Source organism: Stutzerimonas sp. KH-1, from assembly GCF_054483855.1.
Genome location: NZ_CM137011.1, coordinates 1,512,017 through 1,536,994 on the forward strand (window position 1 = coordinate 1,512,017; position 24,978 = coordinate 1,536,994).

Sequence of the window (24,978 nt, forward strand, 5' to 3'; positions counted from 1 at the left end):
AAATCGAGCGCTTCTACGCGAAATCTAGAGCAGCTCGACCATCGCAACGATTCAGATTTCAGCCTCAGCCATGCACTTCCGGCGAAGAAAGTCGCCGAGTGAGTTTTTCAACGGAATAGGCCAGCAGCGGACAGTGAGTGGCAGCCCCGGGTAGGGCTGCCTGACGAGGCGTCAGATCACGCGTTTGATGCTGATGTAGTCGCCCTGAGTGCGCAGGGTGACGGTCACCGGTTTGCTAGTGCGATTACGCCAGAACCAACCGTGCTTGCCATCGAATGCGGCCTCCAAAACACCCGAGTCTTCCGGGGTTGAACGTCCTTTCCCATAGCCGTGGTAGAAGTCGCGCGGCGCGTTGTAAGGATCGCCGTGGGTGTCGTAGTTAACGACGCCGCCATTGGCAGTCCAGCTATAGTTCACCTTGGCACCTTGCTTCATTTCCAGCTTCACTTCGGCGCCCTGGTTCGGGCTCAAGGTGATGCTCATTTCATGCTGCAGGGCAGCCTGCTCAGGCGCAGCCGGTTGCTCCGGAGCGGGAATGACCTCGGCAGGAGTGGCCGTGGTAGTGGGAGGGGCTGCAGGTGCTGCGGCGATATTTTCAGCTGGCAGCGGAGTTGGCGTCTGAGCTGCGGCCTCATCGGCGCGGGCCTCTTCAGCCAGCTGGATCTTCACCTCACCCATCTGTGTGAGACCCAGTGCTCGGCCCACGCCAGTGGGATCGATCGCATACTCCGAAGGCATCACCACGGTAACCAGAAGCACGCAGGCAATGATTGCCGCGATGATCGTGGAGCGCAGTAGCTGTGCTGTCGAGGGGAGTTCGTTGAGGGTCGGAAGCTTGGTATTGAACATAAAAAGAATTCCTTACTGAGAGACGATCAGGCCGGTGATCTGGTAGCCCATGAGCAAGAAGCCGGCGCTCATCATGGCAACGTTGGCGGTGTAGGCATGGCGCCAGAAGCTGGCAGTACGTCGCCAGTAGCCCATCAGAATGAGAATGCCGCCAAGGGCCAGTAGCTGGCCGATCTCGACACCTACGTTGAAGGCAATCAGGTTGGCGATCAGGCCATCAGGAGAAATCTCGAACTCCTGGATCTTGGTGGCCAGACCGAAACCATGAAGCAGGCCGAAGATCAGCGTTGCTGCGCGGGTATCGGGCTGGTACCCAAACCAGCGCTGGAAGGCGCCGAGGTTATCCAGGGCCTTGTACACGACCGAAAAGCCGATGATCGCGTCGATCACATACGAGCTGATGCTGATGTTGCTAAGCACTCCAAAGAGCAGAGTGATCGAATGGCCAACTGCGAACAGCGTGACGTACAGCCCTACGTCCTTCAGACGGTAGAGAAAGAAGATCACGCCGAACAGGAACAGCAGATGGTCGTAGCCGGTGATCATGTGTTTGGCACCCATGTAGATGAAGGGCACCAACATCACGCCGGTACTTTCCTGGATGAAGCCCTTGTCTCCTTCGGGAACTCCGTGGGCCAGCGCCTCAGGCATGACTGCCATCAGTAGAGCGAGGGTAAGCAAGGGCAGAAAGAGTGATCGACGCAGGCGTGCGATCAGCGCCGTTGCCCTGCTTAGGGGAAGCGAATTCATAACGATTTCCTAGGCTGTAGTGGTCTGGGGCCGCGAGGCGGCCGGTTTCAGAGCACGAACCTAGAGCGTGGTGGCCGTTCGATCAGGTAGATCGGCACTTCAGGGACAATTGCCCGCAACGAGCTGGGAGGGGTTTCCCGCTCGGGGCGTGACAGTAGTGTCAACGCCGACCCGAGATAGGGGATCTCATGGCTATGGTCAGCTGCATGTTTGTGGCTCGGGAATGCCGGCGCGTCCACGTCATGGGAATGACCATGGGACACAGCGCCAGAGTAATCCCCCGGTATCAGCGGTGCTTTGATGGCGGCCAGCGAATGCCCTACCCAGGCCAATAGCAAGGCCAGTATCAATGCGATAACGGGTTTCTTCGAGGCACTACGGCGAGCCATTTTCCTATGTCTTGCAGCTTGCAAAGGACCAACAGGGTCGTTTGACCGTATCCCCCCCAGGGGGATAGGATGCGAGCGTAAATCATCGAGGCATAGGACTCAAGGCATGAGCGATCACGAACACAGCCATGGCCACCGACACCAAAGCCACAGCGATGTCATGAAGCGCCTGAAACGCGCCGAGGGCCATCTGCGCAGCATCATCACCATGATCGAAGATGGCCGTGAGTGCGTGGATATCGCGCAGCAGCTGCATGCCGTGGAGAAGGCCGTATGCCAGGCCAAGCGCACTCTGATTCAAGATCACATCGATCACTGCCTGGAGCACACGATGGACGCCCTCGCTACTGGCGAGCGCACCTCCCTTGAAGACTTCAAGCAGATCACGAAGTACCTGTAGGTATCACCATGTCGAGCTTTGCCGAATTGCTGCAGCAGGATGCGTCTCACGCCTGGCTGTACTTCCCCAGCGCCATCCTCCTAGGGGCATTGCATGGCCTGGAGCCAGGCCACTCGAAGACCATGATGGCGGCCTTCATCGTAGCCATCCGCGGCACCGTGAAGCAGGCGGTATTGCTGGGGCTGGCGGCAACCATTTCGCACACCGCGGTGGTCTGGCTGGTGGCCATGGGCGGCATGTATCTGGGCCAGAACCTGAATGCTGAAACGACCGAACCCTATTTCCAGCTCGCGTCCGCCGCGATCATCATCACCATCGCGCTCTGGATGCTGTGGCGAACCTGGCGTGGCGAACAGATGTGGCGTTTCGAAGAAGGTGATCATGCGCATGATCACCACCATGGCGAGCTTCGCCGAATCGATACCGGACACGGGCGAATCGAACTCTCGATCTTCGAGGAAGGGGTTCCCCCGCGCTGGCGTCTGCGCACTCTGACTGGTCACTCTTGGCCAGCAGAAGACGTGAATCTGTCGACGACGCGTCCTGATGGGACAGCTCAGCTGTTCCGCTTTGTGCATCGCGGCGAATACCTGGAATCGGTCGCGGAAATTCCAGAGCCTCATCAGTTCACCGCGCGTCTGAGCCTTGGCCACGCGGGCCATTCGCACGACTATGACCTCGATTTCCATGAGCACGACCACGGCCACGACCATTCCGATCTGCAGGGCCTGGAGCTGTCGCTGGAGGGATACCAGGATGCCCATGAGCGAGCCCACGCCAACGACATCCGCAACCGCTTCAATAACCGCAACGTCACTACAGGCCAGATCATCCTGTTCGGCCTTACCGGAGGACTGATCCCCTGTCCTGCCGCGATTACGGTGCTGTTGCTATGCCTGCAGGTGAAGGAAGTCGCACTCGGGGCTGTTCTGGTGCTGTGCTTTAGTGTCGGCCTGGCGTTGACGCTGGTATCCGTCGGCGTAGCTGCTGCGGTGGGCGCTCGCCAGGCCTCCAACCGGTGGCCATGGCTGGGAGCGGTCGCGCGTCGCGCGCCCTACCTCTCGAGCATGCTCATTATTGGGGTCGGTATCTACGTCGGTGTTCATGGCTGGATCGGTCTGACCGCCTAAATGTGGGAGCTATCAGGCTACCTGGGCCTACTCCTCGCGGCCTTCAGTGCCGCGACTTTGATCCCTGCACAGTCCGAGGCAGTGCTCACCGGCCTGCTGATAAGTGGCAACTACTCGGTGGTCATGCTGTTGGTGGTGGCTACGGCAGGAAACGTTCTGGGTTCCGCGCTCAACTGGCTGCTCGGTCTCTACATTGAGCGCTATCGGCACAGACGCTGGTTCCCGGTCAGTGACGACAAGCTGGCCCGCGCGCAGCGGGCCTACCACCGCTACGGCCGTTGGTCACTGCTGCTGAGCTGGGTACCGATCATTGGCGACCCGCTGACCCTGATTGCCGGTGTCATGCGCGAACCCTTCTGGAGCTTCTTTTTGATCGTGCTGCTGGCCAAGGCGGCTCGATACCTGGTGCTCACCGTGGCGACCCTCGGGATCATGGGGTAATGCGCTCGACCAGCCTGGATCTCGTCAAATGGCTCGCCATGCTGACAATGGTCATAGACCACCTGCGCTATCTCTGGCCCGAAGCAACAGCATGGCTTTTCGTGGTTGGACGCTTCGCCTTTCCGCTGTTCTGCCTTGGCATCGCCGCCAATGTGTCGCGTTCCCACCCAGGAGATCTGTACAGCGAAAATAACTTTCGCTACTTGAGTTGGATTCTGGCCTTCAGCCTCATATCCGAGATGCCGTATCGGGCGCTGTCCGAGATGAGCAATACGCTGAATGTGATGCCGACACTGATGTTGGGGCTCATAGTTGCTTGGAGCGTCCATCACAGCGATCGTACAGGCTTGGTGCTGGGGCTATTCACGCTGACCGTTTCGATAGTGCTGCATGATCGGCTGATGTACGGCGCGTTTGGCGTCCTGCTGCCGGCGACCATGGTGCTGGCAGTGCAGCGCCCCTGGATTACCTGGCTCATACCTGCAGTCTTCAGCGTGTTGGCCAATAGCCGTGACGGCTGGATCGGAGCTGGTCCCTTTGGCACCTGGTGGGCCATGGCCACGACCTTTGCGGCTCCGCTGGTTGGCCTGTGGCTATTGCGGCAGAAAATCACCCAACACATATGGCCAGTGGGGCGCTGGGGTTACTACTTCTACCCCGGCCATCTAGCGGTGCTGGCGTTGCTTCGTGTGGCTCTCTGACCGATCGATCAAAATTCCCTTGCTCAATGCAGGCCTTTTGCCATAATCCGGAGCGTGACCTAGATCACATATAAGAGCCAATCGAAACGGAGTTTGAACATGAAGAAGCTTTATGCCGCCCTGATCGCCACCGTGATTGCCCTGTCCTCCGCCGCTGCCATTGCCCATAGCGGCGGTACCGACTCGAAGGGCTGCCATACCAACCACTCCACAGGGGCGTACCACTGCCATTGATTAAGGCAGCGCTGGTCGCCTCTCGCGAGGCGGCCAGAACCAGATGGCTAGACCAAATCGCACACCGGCTGCTTGGCTTCACGCCACCCTGCAAAGCCGTCGACGAGATACCGCGCATCCAGTCCCATCGCCCAGAGAGTAGCGGCACACCCTTGGCTGATTTCATGCCCATGCGCGCAGTAAAGAATCACGGGGCGATCCCGTGGCACCTGATCCTTCCAGGAAAAAAGCAGTTCGGGGTCCTGCCATTTCGCGTTGGCGATCTGTGCCCCGTCGGCGTTGCGCACGATGGCTCGGCGCACATCGAGCAGCTCGAAGCTGCGACCAGCAGCCTGCCACTCGGCGAACTCGTGAATCGATATGCGCCCCATAACCCCTCCCTAACGCAGCAGGTGGATAGCCAAGCCCACCAGCGCGCAGCCCAGCAACACCTGGATGACTCCACGCTTGAAGCGGAACAGCGCCACTGCGGCACCGACAGTGATCAGCGCGGAGGGCCAATCGAAGCTGCCAGCAAAGCCCTCAGGCCACAGCACGTGATAACCGAAGAACAGCGCTAGGTTGAGGATGACGCCAACCACCGCGGCAGTGATGCCGGTCAGTGGTGCCGTAAACTTCAATTCGTTGTGGGTAGACTCCACCAGCGGCCCGCCGACGAGGATGAACAGAAACGAGGGCAAGAAGGTAAACCAAGTTACGAGGCTGGCTGCCACAGCGCCGGCAAGGAATGCCTGTTCCGGCCCAAAGACCTGATGCACATACGCGCCAACGAAGCCCACGAAGGCCACGACCATGATCAGTGGCCCGGGGGTGGTTTCGCCCAATGCCAGGCCATCAATCATCTGGGTAGGGGTCAGCCAACCGTAATGGCCTACCGCGCCCTGATAGACATACGGCAGTACCGCATAGGCACCGCCGAAGGTGAGTAGAGCGGCCTTGGTGAAGAACCAGCCCATCTGGGTCAGGGTGCCGTCCCAACCATAGAGGGCAGTCAACAGCCCCATCGGCAAAGCCCACAGCACGACTCCTACTGCGGCCAGCAGAGCCAAGCGCGACCAGCGGAAGCACGCATGGGCCGGTGGTGGCGTGTCGTCGTCGATCAATGCTGGCCCATAGGACTGCTTGGACGCGCCATGCCCGCCACCGATGCTGAACTTGTCGGGAGCATAGCGTCCGCCCAGGTAGCCGATCATGGCTGCTCCCAGGACGATCAGCGGGAACGGGAGGTTGAGCGCGAAGATCGCCACGAAGGAGGCGGCAGCGATCGCCCACAACCAGTTGTTCTTCAGTGCGCGTGAACCGATACGGTGAGCAGCCTGAACGACGATGGCGGTGACGGCGGGTTTGATACCGTAGAACAATCCCGCCACCACGGGCACTTCGCCGAAGGCGATGTAGACCCAGGACAGGGCAATCAGGATGAACAGTGAGGGCAGCACGAACAGTGCGCCGGCGATCACCCCACCCCAGGTGCGATGCATGAGCCAGCCGATGTAGGTGGCCAGTTGCTGAGCCTCCGGGCCTGGCAGGAGCATGCAGTAGTTCAATGCATGCAGGAAACGGCGTTCCGAGATCCAGCGCCGCCGCTCCACCAGCTCCTGGTGCATGATCGAGATCTGCCCGGCAGGTCCACCGAAGCTGATGAATCCCAGTTTCAGCCAGAACAGGAATGCCTCGAGTAGGCCGACTTTTTCTACCTTTTCCTGGTCTTGCTCCGTCGCTTGCATGGCCGTCTCACTCATCACGTTGTCCTTCCTTGCCGAATGCGGCCAACAGCCCATCGAAGATGGCGCAGGCTGCGGCCAATAACTGATCGTCGTCCTGGATGCTGGCTCGCAGTCCAGCCAGTACGCGCTCTACACCCGTCGCTTCTGTGGGTTGCGCGCCCCCCACGTCCAGGTAATGAACCAGTGCCCCTACGCGCTGCAGTCCTGGAGCCTCCAGCCCGAAGCTAGCCTGCAGGGTTTCGAAGGTGACCTTGTTGCCGACGTGGCTGAACCGGGCACCATCGAAATCGAACCCAAGTGCTTCCGCAGGACATGCATCAGGAGAGGGAAGCCAGAGGATGCTGGCACCTGGATCGATGAAGCGGCGGATCAGCCAAGCGCTGGCCAGGCGGTCTACCCAGGGGCGCTGGCGAGTCGCCCAGGTTCGCCCTTCGTAGTCCCGCGGATCGAGCTGCTCAATGGCTTGCTCATGGCTGGTGGGCTCGTCCTTGGAAAGCGCCCGGTTGATGGCCACTTCGAGATCACGCAGCAGCGCGTCTGTCTGTTGCAAAGGTTCGCCCGGAAAGAAGTCGATCGACTGGATCTGAGCGAACGACTTGCGCAGCTTGCGGGCCTGGCGAGCAGTCGCCAGTGCATTCTCAGGAGTCAACTGGGCCAGTTGGGGCTCAACCTCCGAGCGCAACCTGGTGTAATCATCGCTGCGATCGAAGAGAGGTATGAAGCGCTCACCCTGGGGATCAGTGACCGGCAGGAGCGACGCCGAGCCACCGCTATCCAGTACGTCACGCTCGACGGACTCCAGTACCTCACGACTAGCCGAGCCATCTGGCAGGAGATAAACCCCATCGCGTAGTACCGCAGCGCCAGCGCTTTTCAACGTGCGCCAAGCGCGCATTCGCTCGGCGGCATTTGCCGTAGGCAGTGCCATCACGAGACATAGCCAATTAATCAATGTAGTTATCTCACCAAATATGTTCGATCTCTACATTACTCTGCGATTGCTCTGTTTGGAACTGCGATATGGGCTCTGCAGCGTCAGTGACTGCTTATCTCCAGGTACCGGCAAAGCGAACTGTCGGTGTGGTGCGAATGACTGTCGGAGGGATGCGAATCGGTGTCGGTGGCGTGCGAATGGCCGCCGGAGGGATGCGAATCGGTGTCGGGGCGTGCGAATGGCCGCCGGAGGGATGCGAATCGGTGTCGGGGCGTGCGAATGGCTGTCGGAGGATGCGAATAGGTGTCGACGTGTGCGAAAGGCTGTCGATTTTGAAAAACCGCGTTGTGTCGGTTTTGCGTGCGAATCAGTGTTGGTTAGGCATGCGAATTAGTGTCGGAACCAATGCGAATACTCATAATAGCTGGCCGCGCGTTAGCAAACCGTCGTTGACCCACAACTTCAACCAGGTCGCGGCTTGCAAGGGAGCTTGCTCGCCATGCGTGGCGCTCAACGACTCGCAGAGTTCAGCGAACGATCCGCCCTCGATGAGAAACTGCAATGCCGAAGCCTCCGCTGGCTCCAGGCTCCGGTACTGGCAGACGAGTTCATGACGCCAAACAAGACAGGCTAGGTTCGTTGGCAGGCGGGTAATATCAGGCAGCAAGCTGCCGGACTTGGCGGCTTTCCACAACTCCAGCGTGTTGTACTGCAGCTGCAACCACCGGGCAGATGCAGTCAGGGAAACCCTGAGTGAAATCCAGTCTTCAGCCGAAAAATCACTCATGGTCTCCAGCGAAAGCGCTTCGACATCCTGAGCGTCGAAGGCCAGTGTAAAGGCCCATTCCAGTTCCGCGAGTTCGCGCATCGGCGATAGTTGGGGTTTTTCGACGTAGCTGCTAATGAACTCGGGCAGCTTCTCGCCCAGCCAGCGAATGCTGAAATGTCGTGGTGGCCAGGCGGCCAAGTAGGCCAGTGCGAGCTGCTCGAATGATTCGTTGCCGATCCAGTGAAGCAGGGCAGGGAAGTCTTCTCGCAATACCGCAAGCAGGCGCGAACGGTAAGCATTGTGGTAGATCTGCAGGCCTTCGAGAGCACTCAGCGCTGTGCTACCTCGGATCTGCTCCAAAAGCTCGTTGGAGGGCAGGGCACTGTCACCTGTCAGGTAAGTTTCAAATGCAGTCTGTACGGCGATCAGGCTCAAGGGGTGGCCCCCGATATCACAGATTTGGCGATAGCACGGGCATGTGCTAATTCGGACAACAGCTCTTCCAGCGGCGGAAACTGGTCATCCCGCTCGATCAAGGTCGATGTCGGGCCCAAGTAGCTCAAAGTCTTGCTGTAGAGAGACCAAACCGGATCAGCGATGGGCTGATCATGGGTGTCGATGAGGTATTGCCCGTAATCGCTGTGCCCGGCCAGGTGAATTTGCCGAATCCGCTCCTGCGGCAGCTCCGTGATGAACTGCCAAGGGTCGAAACCCTGGTTTCGCGAACTGACGTAGACATTGTTCACGTCGAGAAGCAGCTCGCACCCGGTCAGGTAACTAAGCTCCGAGAGGAACTGAGACTCGCTCATGCTGGATGTTGTCCACTGCACGTAGGAGGAAACGTTCTCCAGCACGATGGGACGCTCCAAAACATCCTGCACCAGGCGCACCCGGGCCGCGACATGCAGCAGGCTCTCCTTGGTAAACGGCAGCGGCAGCAGATCGTGAAGTTGATGGGCGTTGCCTCGACTCCAGCACAGGTGATCAGACACCCACTGAGGCTGCACCCGGTCTGCCAGTTGCTTGAGCTGTCGTAGGTAGTCGATGTCTAAGGCATGTGAGCCGCCAATCGAAAGAGATACCCCGTGCATCACCAGGGGGTAGTGCTCGCCGATCGCATCGAGGAAGTAGAGAGCCTTGCCGCCCTCCACCAGGTAATTCTCGGAAATAACCTCGAACCAGTCGACCGCAGGCCGTTCCTCCAGGATCTGCCGGTAATACTCGTTACGAAGGCCAAGACCGAAACCCAGAGTTTTGCGGTTACTCATTTGAGACTCCAGCAGAGGAGTGGCATGCACTCCCCTGAACCGCCTTATTCGCTGGTTTTGCCACCGGCTTCGTCACATTTGGCCTGGGTCATCAACTTGAACCCCTGGCCTTTGCATTCGCCTTGGCCTTTGCAGTCGTTTTTCGCGGTCATGCAGTCGTTCTGCCCTTTGCAACCATTGACCCCGAAGCATTTCACTTCTGCTGCTTTGGTGTCCTGGGCAGCCTGGACGGGCAGGGTGGAGAACAGGCTGGCGGCTACCAGAGCCAGGGTGGCACCGGTAGCTACGTTGGATTTGTTCGACATAGTGGCTATCTCTCTTGATTGTTTGATGGTCGCGATCCGTCGGTGCGAATGAGCGAGTTAGCTCAGGCATTGCTACCGAGCAGGCCCATGGAATCCGCAAGGCTTCTCGGGCAAGAGGACAGTACCGAGCCTTCAGGAGGGCCTACAAGAAAGAAATAGCAACCTGACGGAACTGTAATGTTCAGATCAGGTTGCTGACAGGGCTTCGTGGTTAACGTAAGAGCGAGCTTAAGGCTCGTCCCCACTAGTTACGGGGGCTTCTAAACTTACGAGGATTCACGAAATGAAATCGATCAAAACCCTGTTTGTAGTTGCTGCCCTGAGTGCTTCCACTCTGGCAATGGCCGAAGGCGGTGCTGATCGCACGTTTGCACGCATGGAACAAGCCCGCCAGGTCTCGCTGGAAGCCTATCAGTTGGCCAAGCAGCAGAACGATGAAGCTCCTGTCGCCGGCAGCCAAGCCAAACAGGCGGAACACGCCAGCTGCTGAGCCCCCTCAACCTTACAGAAATGTAATCACCCGGATGGTTGAGATATGGCAGTTTCATACTGCTTGGTGTCAGGGGGAACTTGCGCAGCACGCAAGGCTTGAAGATCAAATCTCCCGACACTGGAGCAGTCAATGAACCCGAGACCGGATGCATATCACCGGCTCATCTGACGGATTGGACATAACGGCATGCAAAGCAAAACCACAAGACGTACTTTCGTCAAAGGCCTCGCCGCCGCCGGTATTCTCGGCGGCATGGGCATGTGGCGCACGCCGGTCTGGGCAGTAACCAGCCCAGGTCAGCCGAACGTGCTGAGCGGTAACGATTTCGACCTGTTTATCGGAGAGACTCCGGTAAACATCACCGGCGCAGCGCGTACCGCCATGACGATCAATGGCTCGCTGCCAGGCCCAATCCTGCGCTGGCGGGAGGGCGAGACCGTGACGTTGCGCGTACGCAACCGCCTCAAGGAGGACACGTCCATTCACTGGCACGGCATTATCCTGCCGGCGAACATGGATGGCGTTCCGGGCCTGAGCTTCCATGGCATCGCCCCCGACGGCATGTATGAGTACAAGTTCAAGGTCAACCAGAACGGCACCTACTGGTATCACAGCCACTCGGGGCTCCAGGAGCAAGTCGGCGTATACGGCGCGCTGGTCATCGACGCCAAGGAACCCGAGCCCTTCAGTTACGACCGTGATTATGTCGTGCTGCTGAGCGACTGGACCGATGAAAATCCAGCGCGGGTACTGGCCAAGCTCAAAAAGCAGTCGGACTACTACAACTACCACAAGCGCACCGTTGGTGATTTCATCAATGACGTGAGCGAGATGGGGTGGTCCGCTGCGGTAGCCGATCGCAAGATGTGGGCCGAGATGAAGATGAGCCCGACGGATCTCGCTGACGTCAGTGGCTACACCTACACCTACCTGATGAATGGCCAGGCACCTGATGGCAACTGGACCGGCATATTCAAACCGGGCGAAAAGATCCGCCTGCGCTTCATCAACGCCTCGGCGATGACCTATTTCGATGTGCGCATCCCGGGCCTGAAGATGACTGTGGTTGCGGCCGATGGTCTGCACGTCAAACCGGTCAGCGTCGACGAGTTCCGTATCGCCGTGGCCGAGACCTACGACGTGATCGTCGAACCAGACAGCGAACAGGCCTATACCGTGTTTGCCCAATCCATGGATCGCACTGGCTATGCGCGCGGCACCCTTGCTGTACAGGAGGGGTTGAGTGCACCGGTACCCAGCCCCGACCCGCGTCCGCTGATTGCCATGGGCGACATGGGTATGGATCACGGCAGCATGGGCGGCATGGATCACGGGAACATGGCCGGAATGGACCACGGCAGTATGGCGGGCATGGATCATGGGAGCATGCAGGGTGGCATGGCCGGCATGGATCACAGCCAGATGGCTGGAATGGATCATTCGGGCATGGCAGGCATGGCAGGCATGGCAGGTGCGATGCAGGCACACCCAGCCTCAGAGACCAACAACCCGCTGGTCGATATGCAGACCATGACACCGACGCACAAGTTGGACGACCCAGGTATTGGTTTGCGAGACAACGGCCGACGCGTCCTTACGTACTCTGACCTGCGCAGCACCTTCCTCGACCCGGATGGTCGCGAACCAAGTCGCACCATCGAGCTGCACCTTACCGGGCACATGGAGAAATTCTCCTGGTCCTTCGATGGCATCAAGTTCTCTGACGCCGAGCCTCTGCGCCTCAAGTACGGCGAGCGTGTCCGCATCACGCTGGTCAACGACACCATGATGACTCATCCGATCCATCTTCATGGCATGTGGAGCGACCTGGAGGATGCGAACGGCAATTTCTTGGTGCGAAAACACACCATCGACATGCCGCCAGGTTCCAAGCGCAGCTATCGAGTGACTGCCGATGCGTTGGGGCGATGGGCCTATCACTGCCACCTGCTGCTCCACATGGAAATGGGCATGTTCCGTGAAGTTCGTGTGGATGAGTAAAGGAGATTTCTGATGAGCACTTTTATGAAGCGAAATGCCCTGACTGGCAGCGCAGTCATGTTTAGCTTATTGGCTGCCCTGCACGCACCGGTTTCGTTGGCAGGTGAGGGGCACAGTGAGCACGAACAACATGCTGCCGAGTCGGCTGCGCCCAAGACCGCCAGTGGCAAGCATGCAGATCAGTCGAAGGATAAGGCGGCTGGCCAGCAGATGGATCATGGCGCCATGGATCACGGAGACATGAAGCATGACAGCATGAATCACGAAAACATGATGGATAAGCATGGCGGCACCGAAGCCGAAGCAGGTTCGAACCATGACCACTAAGTTTTCACGTCCATCTCTCTTGGCGCTGGCTGTGTCGCTGAGTGCGTTCAGCGGCGGCGTTACCTTGGCTGCGGAAGAAATGGATCATTCGGCAATGGGGCACGGCGCCATGTCGATGGACCATAGCCAGATGAACCACGGCGCTACCAAAGCGCCGATGGAGGGCATGGATCACAGCAAGATGGACCATGGTGCCATGCAGGGTGCTTCGGGCAGCATGGATCATAGCCAGATGGGCCACAGCCAGAGCCAAGATAAGGCTCCAGTCATGGACCACAGCAAGATGAACCATGGCGCCATGCAAGGGCAGATGGACGGCATGGATCATTCAAAGATGAACCATGGCTCCACTGAAGCTCCAAGAACCACCAGCCGTACGCCGATACCCGTTCTGACGGATGCTGATCGCCAAGCGGCTTTTCCGCCTCTACCTGGCCATAAGGTGCACGACAGCGCCATCAACAGCTTTTTCTTGCTCGATCAGCTCGAATACCAGGATGCAGATGAGGGCAGCACCCTGGCCTGGGATGCGTCGGGCTGGGTAGGCGGTGACATCAACCGAGTCTGGTTCCGCTCCGAAGGCGAGCGTACCAACGGCGTGACTGAGGATGCGGAGTTGCAGTTGCTGTACGGCCGCTCGATCGGCCCTTGGTGGGACGTCGTCGCGGGAGTTCGTCAGGACTTCAAACCCGAGTCGCCGCAGACCTGGGCCGCCTTCGGTGTTCAGGGCATGGCGCTTTACGCCTTCGAGGCCGAAGCCACCGCCTTCGTGGGCGAGAATGGCCAGACCGCTGCCCGACTGGAGGGCGAGTACGACATTCTGCTGACCAACCGACTGATACTCCAGCCAATTGCCGAAATGAACTTCTACGGCAAGAACGATCCTGAGCGTGGTGTCGGATCGGGGTTGGCCAATACCGAGCTCGGCTTGCGTCTGCGTTACGAGATTGTCAGGCAGTTTGCCCCCTATGTCGGGGTCTCCTGGAGCCGCTCCTATGGCAACACGGCAGACATGGTTCGCGACGAGGGCGGTGATGTAGACGAGGCGCGTTTTGTCGCCGGTATCCGGATGTGGTTTTGAGAACCTGACATGAAAAGAACAATTAAAACTTTGGTGGCGGCTGGCGTAGTCGGTAGCACAGCTGTCCTGGCCGGCGCCTACTTTGGCGTGGTCAACGTCGGGGCCGACGACCCGCATTTTCCTGCAGTGCACGCCTTCTTATCGATGGCCCGTGACCGCTCTATCGAGGTTCGCTCGCGGGACATCGAGGTGCCCAACCTCGATGATCAAGCTCTTATTCGCGCCGGTGCGGGTAACTACAACTCGATGTGCATTGGCTGCCACTTGGCGCCAGGTGTGGCGGAGACCGAGTTGAGCCAATCGCTTTATCCTGCGCCCCCCAACCTCGCCAAGATCGGTGTCGATGGCAATCCCGCTGCTACTTTCTGGGTGATCAAGCACGGCATCAAGGCAACGGGTATGCCTGCGTGGGGCAAGAGCATGGGCGATCAGTACATCTGGGGCATGGTCGCCTTCCTCAACCAGCTGCCGACGATGGATGCCAAGCAGTACCAAACACTCGTCGCATCCAGCGGTGGCCATCAGCATGGTGGCGGGGAAACGCAGATGCACAACCATGAAGGGCAGCATGGCGACAACAAGCCTGGGCATCATGGTAATAGCGGCGGTGGCGAAGACCATCATGGCCCAGGTGATGCCGGAGAGCCTGGTCATCACGATGCCGCAGCTACGGGTCACGAAGGTGGCTCCGCGTCTGAAGCTGATCACCACTCAAATATGAATGGCGATGACCACCATGCTGGAGATGAGGCGTCCTCAAACGGAGGCGATCATCACTCCGAGAAGGCTCCGAATGCCTCACCCAAGACCCACACCCACTCCGATGGCAAAGAGCACGTTCATGAAAGCTAAATATCTGGCCCTGCTGGCCGCTCTATCCGCCACATCTGCGGTTCAAGCAGCTGATGCCCTGACGATTGATGTCCATCGTGATGCCAATTGTGGGTGTTGCAAGAAGTGGATCTCGCACCTCGAAGCGAATGGCTTCAAAGTCGTCGACCATGTCGAAAGCAACATGACAGCAGTGAAGCAACACCTGGGCGTCGCGCCACGGTTGGCGTCTTGCCACACGGCGGTGATTGACGGCAAGTTCGTCGAAGGTCATGTACCGGCTGCTCAGGTCCTCGAACTCAGCAAGCGCAATGATCTGGTTGGTATCGCTGTTCCTGGAATGCCGGCGGGCTCCCCCGGCATGGAAGTCGGTGGCGTACAGCATGCTTACCAGGTTATTGGGTTGACAAAGGCGGGAACAGACCAAGTAATTGAGGATTATTTTCCTCGGTAGAAACTTTATCAAATAAATAGCCGCTTGCGCACGTCCAGTGCCCAGGCGGCTTTAGTGTCTTACTCTACATTCTGACGTCTATAATTTTAATCAACTCATATATCCGTTCAGCTTTCGCCTCCTCAATACCATTAGCTTAATTTCGTTCCAAATCATCAATTAATTGTTTCATCTCCGCAATCTCCCGTCGCTGTGCCTTGATAATTTCATCTGCCAACTGCCGAACGCGCGGATCATTTATTTGCGCTCGCTCGCTGGTCATGATGGCAATAGAGTGGTGCGGGATCATGGCTTTCATATAGTCGGTATCATCTATTGTTACTTGGCTGCGCACAACCCAAAGCGCCACAGCAAAAAGAACGGCACTTGACAATAATATAACTATATTTACACTCCGCACCGTATACATTTTAAGCATGAACAGAAGCATTACTATGGTCATGATAGATCCCATTATCAACGCCATCCAGGCGCGAGTCTCGCTCCACATTACATGCTCAAGTGCGTAGGAGTTCAGATACATAGCCCCATACATCACTACTGTCGAGGTAGAAATCATGGCGGCAAAGCGCAAGTAAGACATATGCATAACATTAAGCCTTTTTTGTAATGAAGAAAATCAGCCAATCTTTTGGCTCACGGACCAAGAATGTGGCTCAGTTGAATGGACAATTTCTTGTGGATGGGAGTTCGAGTTATTTTTGCGGGTACAATCCGTGGATGCATGTGCATCGACACCGAAGCCTTTGGTGCCCTCGATGAAGCTAGACTTTGAATCGTTCTATCACGCCGTTGCTTTCGATCAATCCCTCGCCTTTCTCGTCGGCGGCCATTGCAGCTTGCCCGGTACTGATACTTAGACAGATCAGAGAAAGTCAAAACAGGGCCTTGTTGTTCATAAATGCTCCTGATGTTATTGGCAGTTTCATTGTGTTGTTGGACATATGCGCCAAGCGCGCCGGCATAGCCGAGCGCGCTTTTGTCATATTTCCACATACCAAATAACGTCAGGGTGACCTGGAAATTACATTTCCGTCAGCGCGATGTCATTTATTAGTTCTGGTTCCGGCAGCCTGTCCCGGCTACCCGGTATTCCAGAATATTCAGATTGCCGTTGGAATCCTCGTATGTCATCTGGGCCGGCATCACGCCACAGCTCGCATCCGTAGGGGTGCTGGCTACGACCTTGGCGATGTCAAGCTTCATGCCATAGCGGTAGTGAACGACTTCGGGACGATTCTTCCCGTTAGTCGCAGCATACTCTTGCATGGCCTGTTCATTGGCTTGAATCATCCGACCATAAACACGATCAGCGCCACCTTCTGCAATGGCTGCAGAAGAAATAGCCATAATTGTAAATGCGGCAACAGCGTTGAGGGTTTTCATATTCAATCACTCCTTCCAAGTAGTAATTTGAATATACCCTCGTAACCTGTCACAAAAATGAAGTCAAAATTACATCGTCGTAATGCTGTTTGTGCTGCTACTCAGGTGAGCCGCACTTGGTGTGCGGCTCACCTGAGCGTCTGGAGTTACAGCGCCTGCGGAGCGCGAACTATTCCTGTGCGCTGTCTTCGCATCAGCCAGTAGGCTGCCGGCAAGACCAGCATGGACATCAGCGGGGCGGTGATCATGCCGCCAACCATGGGGGCGGCAATGCGCTTCATCACCTCTGAACCCGCTCCACCGCCCCAGAGAATGGGCAGCAGGCCGGCGATGATCACGGCCACCGTCATCACCTTAGGCCGCACGCGCAGCACTGCGCCTTCGCGAATTGCCTCCAGTAGTGCCGGATCACCGCTGCGCCCGGTATCCATACGCGCATGCCAGGCATTCTTCAGGTACAGCAGCATGATTACCCCGAACTCTGCCGAGACGCCGGCCAGGGCAATGAAGCCCACGCCGGTGGCCACCGAGAGGTTGAAGCCGAACCAGTAGAGCAGCCAGATGCCTCCCGATAGAGCGAAGGGCAGGGTGGCCATGATCAGTAGGGCCTCACCGAAGCGGCTGAAGGTCAGGTAGAGCAGCACGAAGATAATCAACAAGGTCGCTGGCACCACCCAGGCCAGCCGCGCATTGGCGCGCTCCAGGAACTCGAACTGACCGGAGTAAGAAACGGTCATGCCGGCCTCCAGCCGCACGCGCTCGGCGACGCGTTGCTGCAACTCGCGCACGGTCGATGCCAGGTCGCGCCCACGGACATCGACATAGACCCAACCGGACAGGCGCCCGTTCTCGCTGCGCAGCATTGGCGGCCCTTCGGTCAGACTAACCTGGGCGACGGTGCCCAAGGTGATCTGCTGACCGCTTGCGGTGAGGATCGATCAAGCTCCAGAGCGGCAAGCTCATCGTTATTTAGCTGTGTACCAAACAGGCTGGCGGCGCCGGCGAGCCCCACGTTTCGTGTCATCAATGTTCTGGCATCATCGGTCCTAGGTTGACGACCTTGGCTACGTGCCTGTTCTAAAAGCTTGCGAAATGGCCGCCGTCGTTCACCGATTTGCAGGAGCGTGCCATAGACATCGAAAATTACGGCTTCTATCAAAACAGAGTACCTGCGCTGCTTATGCTTTGCACGGTTCGGTATTTCATCAATGAATACGGCCGAGCATCGGACTATGGAGGCCTAGGCTAGGCCAGTAAGAAGTATTTGTGCGAGCTACTTTTCCAGCTGTTCGCTTCAACATTCGTACTGACATGCTGAGAAACTGACAGAAATGTAATGGTTAGTTCAGCCTTTGGTCAGGACGCTTTGCGTATGTTGGTTGTCGCACGCTGCAAGCATTGGGAAAAAAACCACAACGCCCTGCAGTAGGCCACGTTCGTTGCTGACCAATCCATAAGGTGCCCGTATGTACTCTCCGCAGTGCCATCACCAGCCCGACCAGACGAAAGGTACTGCAGCAGCACCCACAGACCCCTTCTGCGGGATGAAGGTGAAGGAGGACAGCGGGCAAGCGACCGGAATAACAATGCATCGGCGCTCGCCTGGGCTGTGTTGGCGTAGCGATGGGCAGATCTGGGGGATGCTGCGTACGCGGACGCTATCGGTGGCGACTGTTCGCAATATTCGTCAGAACCGTGTGTTTGCCTTTATGTACAACGGGCTGAGCATCCCGATTGCTGCAGGTCTGCTCTATCCGTTCTTTGGACTGTTGCTGTCTCCGATGATTGCTGCCCTGGCCATGAGCCTCAGCTCAGCATCGGTTGTGTTCAACGCCCTCCGGCTCCGTCAAGCGCGTGTAGTTTGAAGCCTGTCGGCTTAGGCTTCGGTTGCGAAGCGACCGATTGCCTCATTGATTGCTCATGAATTGCCCCGTAAGCTGAAAATATGAAGTCCTACATGCGCTCCTTCCTTATCCTGCTGCTAGTGCTTGCGCTTCCGATCAATGGGATAGCGGAAATGCTCATGCCGGTTGGATCGTCCGGGCATCACGTGATGTCCGATATGGAAGGTGTGGGCGCCATGACGACCGACCACGCTTCGATGGTTGGCGCCGATGACGGTGCTGAACACGAGTGCTGTGAAGCGAATGAGCATGGAACGGCGACCGTCTGCAAGACGGGCCAAGAATGCAAAACTGCAAGTATCCTTCAGCTTGTCTCAGTAAAAGCCCAGCTGATGCCTGCTGCTAAACCCGTGACCACTCCCTATAACGGCCTGATCCCCTCTAGCCTTTTAGACGCCGTCTGGCATCCACCCCGCGTCTAGTTCCGATCAATTATAGGAACCGCCCGAGAGAGCATTCGGGCCGGCTACCGCGCGCCTTTGGCTCGCATGAAAGATCAGGAATCCTTCGCAAATGAAACCCCGTATTTATTGGGCGCCGCCGTACGTGGCCGCCTTGATCATGGGCGCGCTCTCGTTTCCAGGGTTAGTGTCCGCTTTGACCTTAGAACAAGCTCTGAGCGTGGCCGAGCAAGACGCGCCTTCGCTGCATGCGCAAGCCGCCAACCTGGTGGCCGCACGCAGCGCTGCAATCCCTGCCGGCGAGCTTCCTGACCCTAAACTTAAGCTTGGACTGCAAAGCGTGCCCATCGAAGGTGACGCTCGCTGGCAGTTGGAGCAAGAGGCCATGACCATGCAAATGGTTGGGGTCATGCAAGATGTGCCAAACCGAGCGAAAAGGCGCGCTCGTGTCGAGGCCGCGCAGGCTAGTGTTGCGCTCGCAAACGCCCAGCAAACGGTTGAACGTCTCGGTGTGCGCCAAGCAACCGCCGAGGCATGGATCGCTAGCTTCGCGGTCGAGCAGAAGCTAAGCCTTTTCAAGCAGCTTTACAGCGAGAATCAGCTCCTTTCGCGGGCTGTTGAGGCCCGCATTGCTGGCGGCAGCGGACAAACCGCAGACAGCGTACTTCCGAGGCAAGAGGCAGCATTGCTGGCTGAACAAGAGGATGAGCTGCTGCGTAACCAGGCTGTTGCGCGGGCCGGCCTTCGGCGCTGGATAGGCGAGCTAGCAGGCCAGCCGCTTACAGGTGACTGGCCGCAATGGCTTGCCGCCGTTGATAACTATCAGCACAACCTGAACCGGCACCCGGCGTTACTCGTCTTCGACCCGATGACTCGTGAAGCGGAGGCAAAGGTTCACCAGGCCATCGCAGAGAAAACACCGGATTGGAGTTGGGGGGTCGACTACCTGCGACGTGGCCGTGAGTACGGCGACATGGTGAACCTCAGCGTCAGCTTCGACCTGCCGCTGTTTACCAGCTCTCGGCAGGATCCGAAGATCGCGGCCGAACGAGCTCGCCTTGCCCAGATCGAGGCTCAGCGCCAAGCGACCTTGCGCCTGTACAACCAAGAGCTGAGTACTGACCTCGCTGAGTATCAGCGTCTGGACCGCGCACTCATCCGCCTCGACAAAACCTTACTACCCCTCGCTGAAGAGAAGGTCCGCCTTGCCATGGCCGATTACCGCTCCGGAAGCGGTGAGCTGACCGTTGTGATCGAAGCGCGACGACAGCTTGTGGAGACCCGGCTACGGCGTATTGACGTCGCCCGCGATCGATCGTTGAGCAATGCCCGCCTGCATTTCGCCTTTGGAGATACCCGACCATGACATTTCAACACAAGCGGCTGGTACTCGCCTTCAGTCTGCCTCTGATGATTAGCGCTGCAGCGCTAATCGGTCTGCCTACCGCAGCCTTCGGACAATCGCCTGCAGAAGAAGACAAGGAAGTGCTCTATTGGTATGACCCTATGGTCCCCCAGCAAAAGTTCGATAAGCCGGGCAAGTCGCCATTCATGGATATGGAATTGATTCCACGCTATGCAGATGAGGGAAGCGACGGGGCATCGATCAGTATCGACCCGAGCGTGACGCAGAATCTCGGCGTGCGCTTGGCAACCGTAACGCGTGAATCGATCAGCCAGTCGCTCGAAGCGACAGGCGCATTGATGTTCGACGAGCGACGCGTAGCGGTCGTGCAGGCGCGCGCCGGGGGCTTTGTTGAGCGCATCTATGACCGAGCGCCGGAAGACGTCATCAAAAAAGGAGCGCCGCTAGCCGATCTGCTGGTTCCCGAATGGGTTGCCGCACAGGAAGAGTACCTGGCGCTCAAAGGGATTGGCGAACCCCAGCTGCTCGCAGCGGCTCGCCAGCGGTTGCGCCTTGCTGGCATGCCGCCAGAAGTCATAGTGCAGCTAGAACGAACTGGTAAAGCGCGCCCTGTTTGGACAGTGAGGAGTCCAATAGGCGGCGTGCTGAACAGCCTCGACGTTCGCGAGGGCATGACCGTATCCACTGGTGCGTCTCTGGCACGTGTTAATGGGCTGGAAAAGGTATGGTTAGAAGTTGCGGTGCCTGAGGCGCAGGTTGCAAATGTGGCGCCTGGGCAGCTGGTCAACGCGCGCCTCCCGGCCTTTGCAGGTGAAGTTCTGGAAGGGACGATCCAGGCCGTACTACCACAAGCCAACTTGGATAGCCGTACTGTGCGCGTCCGGGTTGAACTGCCTAATCCGCAACAACGGCTTCGTCCCGGCATGACGGCCGAGGTGACGTTGAGTCGCAACGTCGAAGATGTCTTGGTCATCCCGTCCGAGGCGGTCATTCGCACCGGTCGGCGCGCATTGGTGATGCTGGCCGAGGATCAAGGCCGTTACCGCCCGATTGAGGTTCGCACAGGCCGGGAATTCGATGACCAGACAGAGGTGCTTGAAGGGCTGGAAGCCGGTCAGAAGGTCGTGGCGTCCGGTCAGTTTCTCCTGGATTCAGAGGCGAGCCTACGCGGGCTGACCGCTCAGGGTTTGGAGGAGCCTGCAACTTCTACAGAACCTGCGCTGCACGAGGCTGAAGGTACGATCGTCAGCCTGGAAGATGGCATGGTTGGCCTGTCGCATGGGCCGTTCAAGACGCTGAACATGCCTGGGATGACAATGTCCTTTCCGGTTGCAGATCAATCGCTCCTAACAAAGTTGCAGACCGGCGATCACGTCCGTGTCGGCGCGCGTGAAAGCGAAGAGGGCCTGGTCATTGAGCACATCGAGAAGCTGGGGGGCCAGCCATGATCGCAGCCATAATTCGCTGGTCAGTGGCCAACCGCTTTCTGATCCTGCTGGCTACTGTGTTCGCGGTGGCTTGGGGTGTCTGGTCGGTCAAAAACACCGCTGTTGATGCATTGCCAGACCTTTCCGACGTTCAGGTCATCATCCGCACGCCATACCCCGGGCAGGCGCCCCAGATCGTTGAGAATCAGGTCACCTACCCACTGACGACGACCATGCTGTCTGTCCCCGGCGCAAAGACGGTCCGCGGCTACTCCTTCTTCGGGGATAGCTACGTGTACGTCCTGTTTGAGGACGGCACCGACCTCTATTGGGCCCGTTCTCGGGTGCTGGAGTACCTGAGTCAGGTGCAGAGTCGGCTTCCCGCCGCCGCCAAACCCGCTTTGGGCCCTGACGCCACAGGTGTCGGCTGGATCTACCAATATGCTTTGGTAGACCGAACGGGCAAACATGACCTCTCGCAGCTGCGCTCTTTGCAAGATTGGTTCCTGCGCTATGAGCTCAAGACACTGCCCAACGTGGCGGAAGTCGCGCCCATAGGCGGGATGGTCAAGCAGTATCAGGTCGTACTGGATCCCGTGCGCATGGCAAGCAGGGGCGTGACGCAGCAGCAGATTGCAAAGGCGATCGATGAAGCCAACCGTGAAACCGGCGGGAGTGTTCTGGAACTCGCAGAAACCGAGTTCATGGTCCGTGCGACCGGGTATCTCAAGACACTCAAAGACTTTCGAGCCATTCCTTTGCGTCTCGACGGCGGCGTGCCAGTGACGCTAGGGGACGTTGCGCATATCCAGCTCGGCCCGGAAATGCGCCGGGGCATCAGCGAGCTTGACGGTGAAGGTGAGGTAGTCGGCGGCGTGGTGATCCTGCGGAGCGGCAAGAACGCTCGGGAAACCATCGCTGCCGTTCAGACCAAACTGGATGAGCTGAAAGCGAGCCTGCCCCAAGGCGTCGAAATCGTCACGACGTACGACCGTAGCAAGCTGATCGACAGTGCCGTTGAAAACCTCACGCACAAGCTCATCGAGGAGTTCATTGTCGTTGCGTTGGTTTGCGCGATTTTTCTGTGGCATCTGCGCTCGTCGTTGGTCGCCATCGTGTCGTTGCCGATCGGCATCCTGATTGCTTTTGTGATCATGCAGCGGCAAGGCATCAACGCCAACATCATGTCGTTGGGTGGCATCGCGATCGCGATCGGAGCGATGGTCGATGCAGCAATCGTCATGATCGAAAACGCCCACAAGCACATTGAGGCCTGGCACAAGCGGCATCCTGACTCCACCTTGAAGGGCCAGGAGCACTGGAAGGTCATTACTGACGCGGCTGTTGAAGTGGGGCCGGCATTGTTCTTCAGCCTGCTGATCATCACGCTGTCGTTCATTCCAGTGTTCACCCTGGAGGCGCAGGAAGGCCGGCTGTTCGGTCCACTGGCGTTCACCAAAACCTATGCAATGGCAGCCGCCGCGGGCCTGTCTGTCACGCTGGTTCCGGTGCTCATGGGGTATTGGATCAGGGGCAAAATCCCTGACGAACACCGTAATCCACTCAACCGTGGCCTCATCTGGATCTACAAGCCGGCCCTGGACGCGGTACTGCGCTGGCCCAAGATGACTCTGCTGGTGGCTGTTCTGGTCTTCCTGACAGGCTTGTGGCCGGCCTCTCGCCTTGGTGGGGAGTTCTTGCCCCCGCTGGATGAAGGTGACCTCCTTTATATGCCCACTGCGCTTCCAGGCCTCTCCGCTCAGAAGGCTTCTGAGCTACTGCAGCAGACGGACCGGCTCATAAAAACGGTACCAGAAGTTGCACACGTGTTCGGTAAGGCTGGTCGAGCCGACACCGCTACAGATCCAGCCCCGCTGGAAATGTTCGAGACGACCATTCAGTTCAAGCCGAAGGATCAATGGCGCCCTGGGCTGACGCCTGACAAGCTGGTTGAGGAGTTGGATCGCACCGTACAGGTACCTGGATTAGCCAATCTGTGGATCCCGCCGATTCGAAACCGTATCGATATGCTGGCGACGGGTATCAAGAGCCCGATCGGGGTGAAAGTGTATGGCACTGACTTGGCACAGATCGACAAAGCCACCCAGGCAGTGGAAAAAATCGCCAAAACGGTGCCTGGGGTCAGTTCGGCGCTTGCTGAGAGACTGACCGGCGGCAGGTACATCGATGTGGATATCGATCGTGTCGCCGCCGCACGCTACGGCCTGAATATCGCGGACGTGCAATCGATCGTGGCCGGTGCCATCGGTGGTCAAACCATTGGTGAAACCGTGGAAGGGCTCGCCAGGTATCCGATCAACCTCCGCTATGGCCGCGAGTGGCGCGACTCGATATCCGATCTGCGCAACCTACCGATCTACACGCCGCAAGGCAGCCAGATCACGTTGGGGACCGTGGCCAAAGTACAGGTGACAGACGGACCGCCCATGCTTAAAAGCGAAAACGCAAGGCTGTCGGGCTGGGTTTACGTCGATGTTCGTGGCCGCGACATGGCGGCTGTGGTAGGCGATCTGAGGGAAAAGATCAGCAAAGGGGTCCAGCTCGAATCCGGCATGAGCATCAGCTATTCCGGCCAATTCGAATTCATGGAGCGCGCTAACGCGAAGCTGAAGCTCGTCGTTCCGGCTACCTTGCTGATCATTTTTGTATTGCTCTACCTAACGTTTGCCCGCTTTGGCGAGGCGCTGCTCATCATGGCTACGCTGCCATTCGCTCTGACCGGGGGCGTCTGGTTCCTATATCTGCTCGGGTACAACCTATCCGTAGCGACAGGAATCGGATTCATCGCACTGGCAGGCGTTTCTGCTGAGTTCGGCGTCATTATGCTGCTGTATTTGAAGAACGCCTGGACGGATCGGGTTAACGCTGGAGCCCATGGCGAAGGCGTCCTGCTCGACGCCATTCGTGAAGGTGCTGTCCAGCGAGTGCGCCCCAAGGCCATGACCGTCGCCGTGATCATCGCTGGCCTGCTGCCCATCCTTTGGGGCGGCGGGACCGGCAGCGAAATCATGAGCCGTATTGCCGCGCCCATGGTGGGCGGGATGATCACCGCGCCGTTGCTCTCCCTGTTCGTTCTGCCGGCAGCCTACCTGCTGATGCGCCGCCGGCAATTGCAGGCCCAGCACGCAACCAAACCCACTGGTGAACATCCGTGAAAATCAAGCACCTCAGCCTTCCTTAAAAGACGGGGCCTGGTTGAATGTAGAGTTCATCTTGAAAAGGCATGGTTTCGACTATTCGATTCACATAAAAAGCAAAGGAGCAAGCGACCGCCACATACGCGGCGGTCGCAGCAATACAAAAGGTTGCGCTTACAGCTTTGTAATTTGAAGAACAGCTTACTGTAAGTGTTGTGCCATTAAGCTATAGGCATCAAACAATCAGGAGTT

At 58.0% G+C, this 24,978-nt stretch carries 25 protein-coding genes and 2 pseudogenes; 16 read left to right on the plus strand and 11 right to left on the minus strand.

Features of this window, described 5'->3' with window-relative positions; genetic code table 11:
* Positions 1-171: 171 nt before the first annotated feature.
* Positions 172-849 (minus strand): transmembrane anchor protein, encoded by a 678-nt coding sequence (locus tag ACX1DW_RS07285; protein WP_230484994.1) that lies wholly within the window; start codon positions 847-849, stop codon positions 172-174.
* A 12-nt stretch (positions 850-861) separates the two neighbouring features.
* Positions 862-1,599, minus strand: coding sequence for a HupE/UreJ family protein (locus tag ACX1DW_RS07290; protein WP_033985547.1), 738 nt, complete (start codon positions 1,597-1,599; stop codon positions 862-864).
* Positions 1,600-2,094: 495 nt separating this feature from the next.
* On the opposite strand from ACX1DW_RS07290, the gene ACX1DW_RS07295 reads away from it, so the two are divergent.
* From ACX1DW_RS07295 to ACX1DW_RS07315, 5 genes are all read left to right on the plus strand, one after another.
* Positions 2,095-2,388: a metal-sensing transcriptional repressor gene (locus ACX1DW_RS07295; RefSeq protein ID WP_003246772.1), complete on the plus strand. Its 294-nt coding sequence runs from the start codon at positions 2,095-2,097 to the stop codon at positions 2,386-2,388.
* A gap of 8 nt (positions 2,389-2,396) precedes the next feature.
* Complete coding sequence (locus ACX1DW_RS07300; RefSeq protein WP_230484993.1) at positions 2,397-3,518, plus strand: nickel/cobalt efflux protein RcnA; 1,122 nt, start codon at positions 2,397-2,399, stop codon at positions 3,516-3,518.
* Entirely contained in the window at positions 3,519-3,959 is a 441-nt protein-coding gene (locus tag ACX1DW_RS07305) for a YqaA family protein (RefSeq protein ID WP_230484992.1), read from the plus strand.
* Entirely contained in the window at positions 3,959-4,660 is a 702-nt protein-coding gene (locus tag ACX1DW_RS07310; RefSeq protein ID WP_033985554.1) for a TraX family protein, read from the plus strand. The genes ACX1DW_RS07305 and ACX1DW_RS07310 overlap by 1 nt, the downstream gene beginning before the upstream one ends.
* A gap of 99 nt (positions 4,661-4,759) precedes the next feature.
* The gene (locus ACX1DW_RS07315; protein WP_230484991.1) at positions 4,760-4,894 is read left to right on the plus strand and encodes a YHYH domain-containing protein; all 135 of its coding nucleotides are present in this window, start codon (positions 4,760-4,762) and stop codon (positions 4,892-4,894) included.
* A gap of 47 nt (positions 4,895-4,941) precedes the next feature.
* On the opposite strand, the gene ACX1DW_RS07320 is transcribed toward ACX1DW_RS07315, so the two are convergent.
* The 6 genes from ACX1DW_RS07320 to bufA2 form a co-directional block, all read right to left on the minus strand.
* The gene (locus ACX1DW_RS07320) at positions 4,942-5,265 is read right to left on the minus strand and encodes a rhodanese-like domain-containing protein (RefSeq protein ID WP_003246776.1); all 324 of its coding nucleotides are present in this window, start codon (positions 5,263-5,265) and stop codon (positions 4,942-4,944) included.
* Between the two features lie 9 nt (positions 5,266-5,274).
* Positions 5,275-6,636, minus strand: coding sequence for a chromate efflux transporter (gene chrA / locus ACX1DW_RS07325; protein ID WP_419583483.1), 1,362 nt, complete (start codon positions 6,634-6,636; stop codon positions 5,275-5,277).
* Entirely contained in the window at positions 6,629-7,573 is a 945-nt protein-coding gene (locus ACX1DW_RS07330) for a chromate resistance protein ChrB domain-containing protein (RefSeq protein ID WP_122959202.1), read from the minus strand. The genes chrA and ACX1DW_RS07330 overlap by 8 nt, the downstream gene beginning before the upstream one ends.
* Before the next feature lie 397 nt (positions 7,574-7,970).
* Positions 7,971-8,759, minus strand: coding sequence for an HvfC/BufC N-terminal domain-containing protein (locus ACX1DW_RS07335; protein WP_230484990.1), 789 nt, complete (start codon positions 8,757-8,759; stop codon positions 7,971-7,973).
* Positions 8,756-9,592, minus strand: a complete 837-nt coding sequence (gene bufB / locus ACX1DW_RS07340) for an MNIO family bufferin maturase (protein ID WP_230484989.1) — start codon at positions 9,590-9,592, stop codon at positions 8,756-8,758. Before bufB ends, ACX1DW_RS07335 begins: the two co-directional genes overlap by 4 nt.
* A 44-nt stretch (positions 9,593-9,636) precedes the next feature.
* On the minus strand, positions 9,637-9,897 hold the full coding sequence (bufA2, locus tag ACX1DW_RS07345) for a BufA2 family periplasmic bufferin-type metallophore (protein WP_230484988.1): 261 nt from the start codon (positions 9,895-9,897) through the stop codon (positions 9,637-9,639).
* A 283-nt stretch (positions 9,898-10,180) separates the two neighbouring features.
* Between bufA2 and ACX1DW_RS07350 the strand changes: the two genes are divergently transcribed.
* From ACX1DW_RS07350 to ACX1DW_RS07375, 6 genes are all read left to right on the plus strand, one after another.
* Positions 10,181-10,387 (plus strand): co-regulatory protein PtrA N-terminal domain-containing protein, encoded by a 207-nt coding sequence (locus ACX1DW_RS07350; RefSeq protein WP_230484987.1) that lies wholly within the window; start codon positions 10,181-10,183, stop codon positions 10,385-10,387.
* A 189-nt stretch (positions 10,388-10,576) separates the two neighbouring features.
* Positions 10,577-12,391, plus strand: coding sequence for a copper resistance system multicopper oxidase (locus ACX1DW_RS07355; protein ID WP_129482721.1), 1,815 nt, complete (start codon positions 10,577-10,579; stop codon positions 12,389-12,391).
* A gap of 12 nt (positions 12,392-12,403) precedes the next feature.
* Positions 12,404-12,718, plus strand: a complete 315-nt coding sequence (locus tag ACX1DW_RS07360; RefSeq protein ID WP_129482722.1) for a hypothetical protein — start codon at positions 12,404-12,406, stop codon at positions 12,716-12,718.
* Positions 12,708-13,799 carry a copper resistance protein B gene (locus ACX1DW_RS07365; protein ID WP_129482723.1) on the plus strand — a complete coding sequence of 364 codons (1,092 nt, stop codon included), beginning with the start codon at positions 12,708-12,710 and terminating at the stop codon, positions 13,797-13,799. Before ACX1DW_RS07360 ends, ACX1DW_RS07365 begins: the two co-directional genes overlap by 11 nt.
* 9 nt (positions 13,800-13,808) lie before the next feature.
* Positions 13,809-14,651, plus strand: coding sequence for a c-type cytochrome (locus tag ACX1DW_RS07370; protein ID WP_129482724.1), 843 nt, complete (start codon positions 13,809-13,811; stop codon positions 14,649-14,651).
* Complete coding sequence (locus ACX1DW_RS07375) at positions 14,641-15,084, plus strand: DUF411 domain-containing protein (protein WP_129482725.1); 444 nt, start codon at positions 14,641-14,643, stop codon at positions 15,082-15,084. The genes ACX1DW_RS07370 and ACX1DW_RS07375 overlap by 11 nt, the downstream gene beginning before the upstream one ends.
* A gap of 136 nt (positions 15,085-15,220) precedes the next feature.
* On the opposite strand, the gene ACX1DW_RS07380 is transcribed toward ACX1DW_RS07375, so the two are convergent.
* From ACX1DW_RS07380 to ACX1DW_RS07390, 3 genes and pseudogenes are all read right to left on the minus strand, one after another.
* The gene (locus ACX1DW_RS07380) at positions 15,221-15,673 is read right to left on the minus strand and encodes a DUF305 domain-containing protein (protein WP_230484985.1); all 453 of its coding nucleotides are present in this window, start codon (positions 15,671-15,673) and stop codon (positions 15,221-15,223) included.
* Positions 15,674-16,137: 464 nt separating this feature from the next.
* Complete coding sequence (locus tag ACX1DW_RS07385; RefSeq protein ID WP_129482727.1) at positions 16,138-16,470, minus strand: DUF2790 domain-containing protein; 333 nt, start codon at positions 16,468-16,470, stop codon at positions 16,138-16,140.
* A 146-nt stretch (positions 16,471-16,616) separates the two neighbouring features.
* Positions 16,617-17,405: pseudogene (locus ACX1DW_RS07390) on the minus strand (efflux RND transporter permease subunit); the annotation flags it as partial.
* A 690-nt stretch (positions 17,406-18,095) separates the two neighbouring features.
* Between ACX1DW_RS07390 and ACX1DW_RS07395 the strand changes: the two are divergent.
* The 5 genes and pseudogenes from ACX1DW_RS07395 to ACX1DW_RS07415 form a co-directional block, all read left to right on the plus strand.
* Positions 18,096-18,335, plus strand: a pseudogene (locus ACX1DW_RS07395) (copper-transporting ATPase); the annotation flags it as partial.
* An 80-nt stretch (positions 18,336-18,415) separates the two neighbouring features.
* Positions 18,416-18,796, plus strand: coding sequence for a hypothetical protein (locus tag ACX1DW_RS07400; RefSeq protein ID WP_230484984.1), 381 nt, complete (start codon positions 18,416-18,418; stop codon positions 18,794-18,796).
* Between the two features lie 91 nt (positions 18,797-18,887).
* The gene (locus tag ACX1DW_RS07405; protein ID WP_230484983.1) at positions 18,888-20,141 is read left to right on the plus strand and encodes a TolC family protein; all 1,254 of its coding nucleotides are present in this window, start codon (positions 18,888-18,890) and stop codon (positions 20,139-20,141) included.
* A complete protein-coding gene (locus ACX1DW_RS07410; protein ID WP_046622422.1) occupies positions 20,138-21,589 on the plus strand; it encodes an efflux RND transporter periplasmic adaptor subunit in 1,452 nt (483 codons plus the stop codon). Before ACX1DW_RS07405 ends, ACX1DW_RS07410 begins: the two co-directional genes overlap by 4 nt.
* Positions 21,586-24,744 (plus strand): efflux RND transporter permease subunit, encoded by a 3,159-nt coding sequence (locus tag ACX1DW_RS07415; RefSeq protein WP_458993104.1) that lies wholly within the window; start codon positions 21,586-21,588, stop codon positions 24,742-24,744. Before ACX1DW_RS07410 ends, ACX1DW_RS07415 begins: the two co-directional genes overlap by 4 nt.
* Positions 24,745-24,978 lie beyond the last annotated feature (234 nt).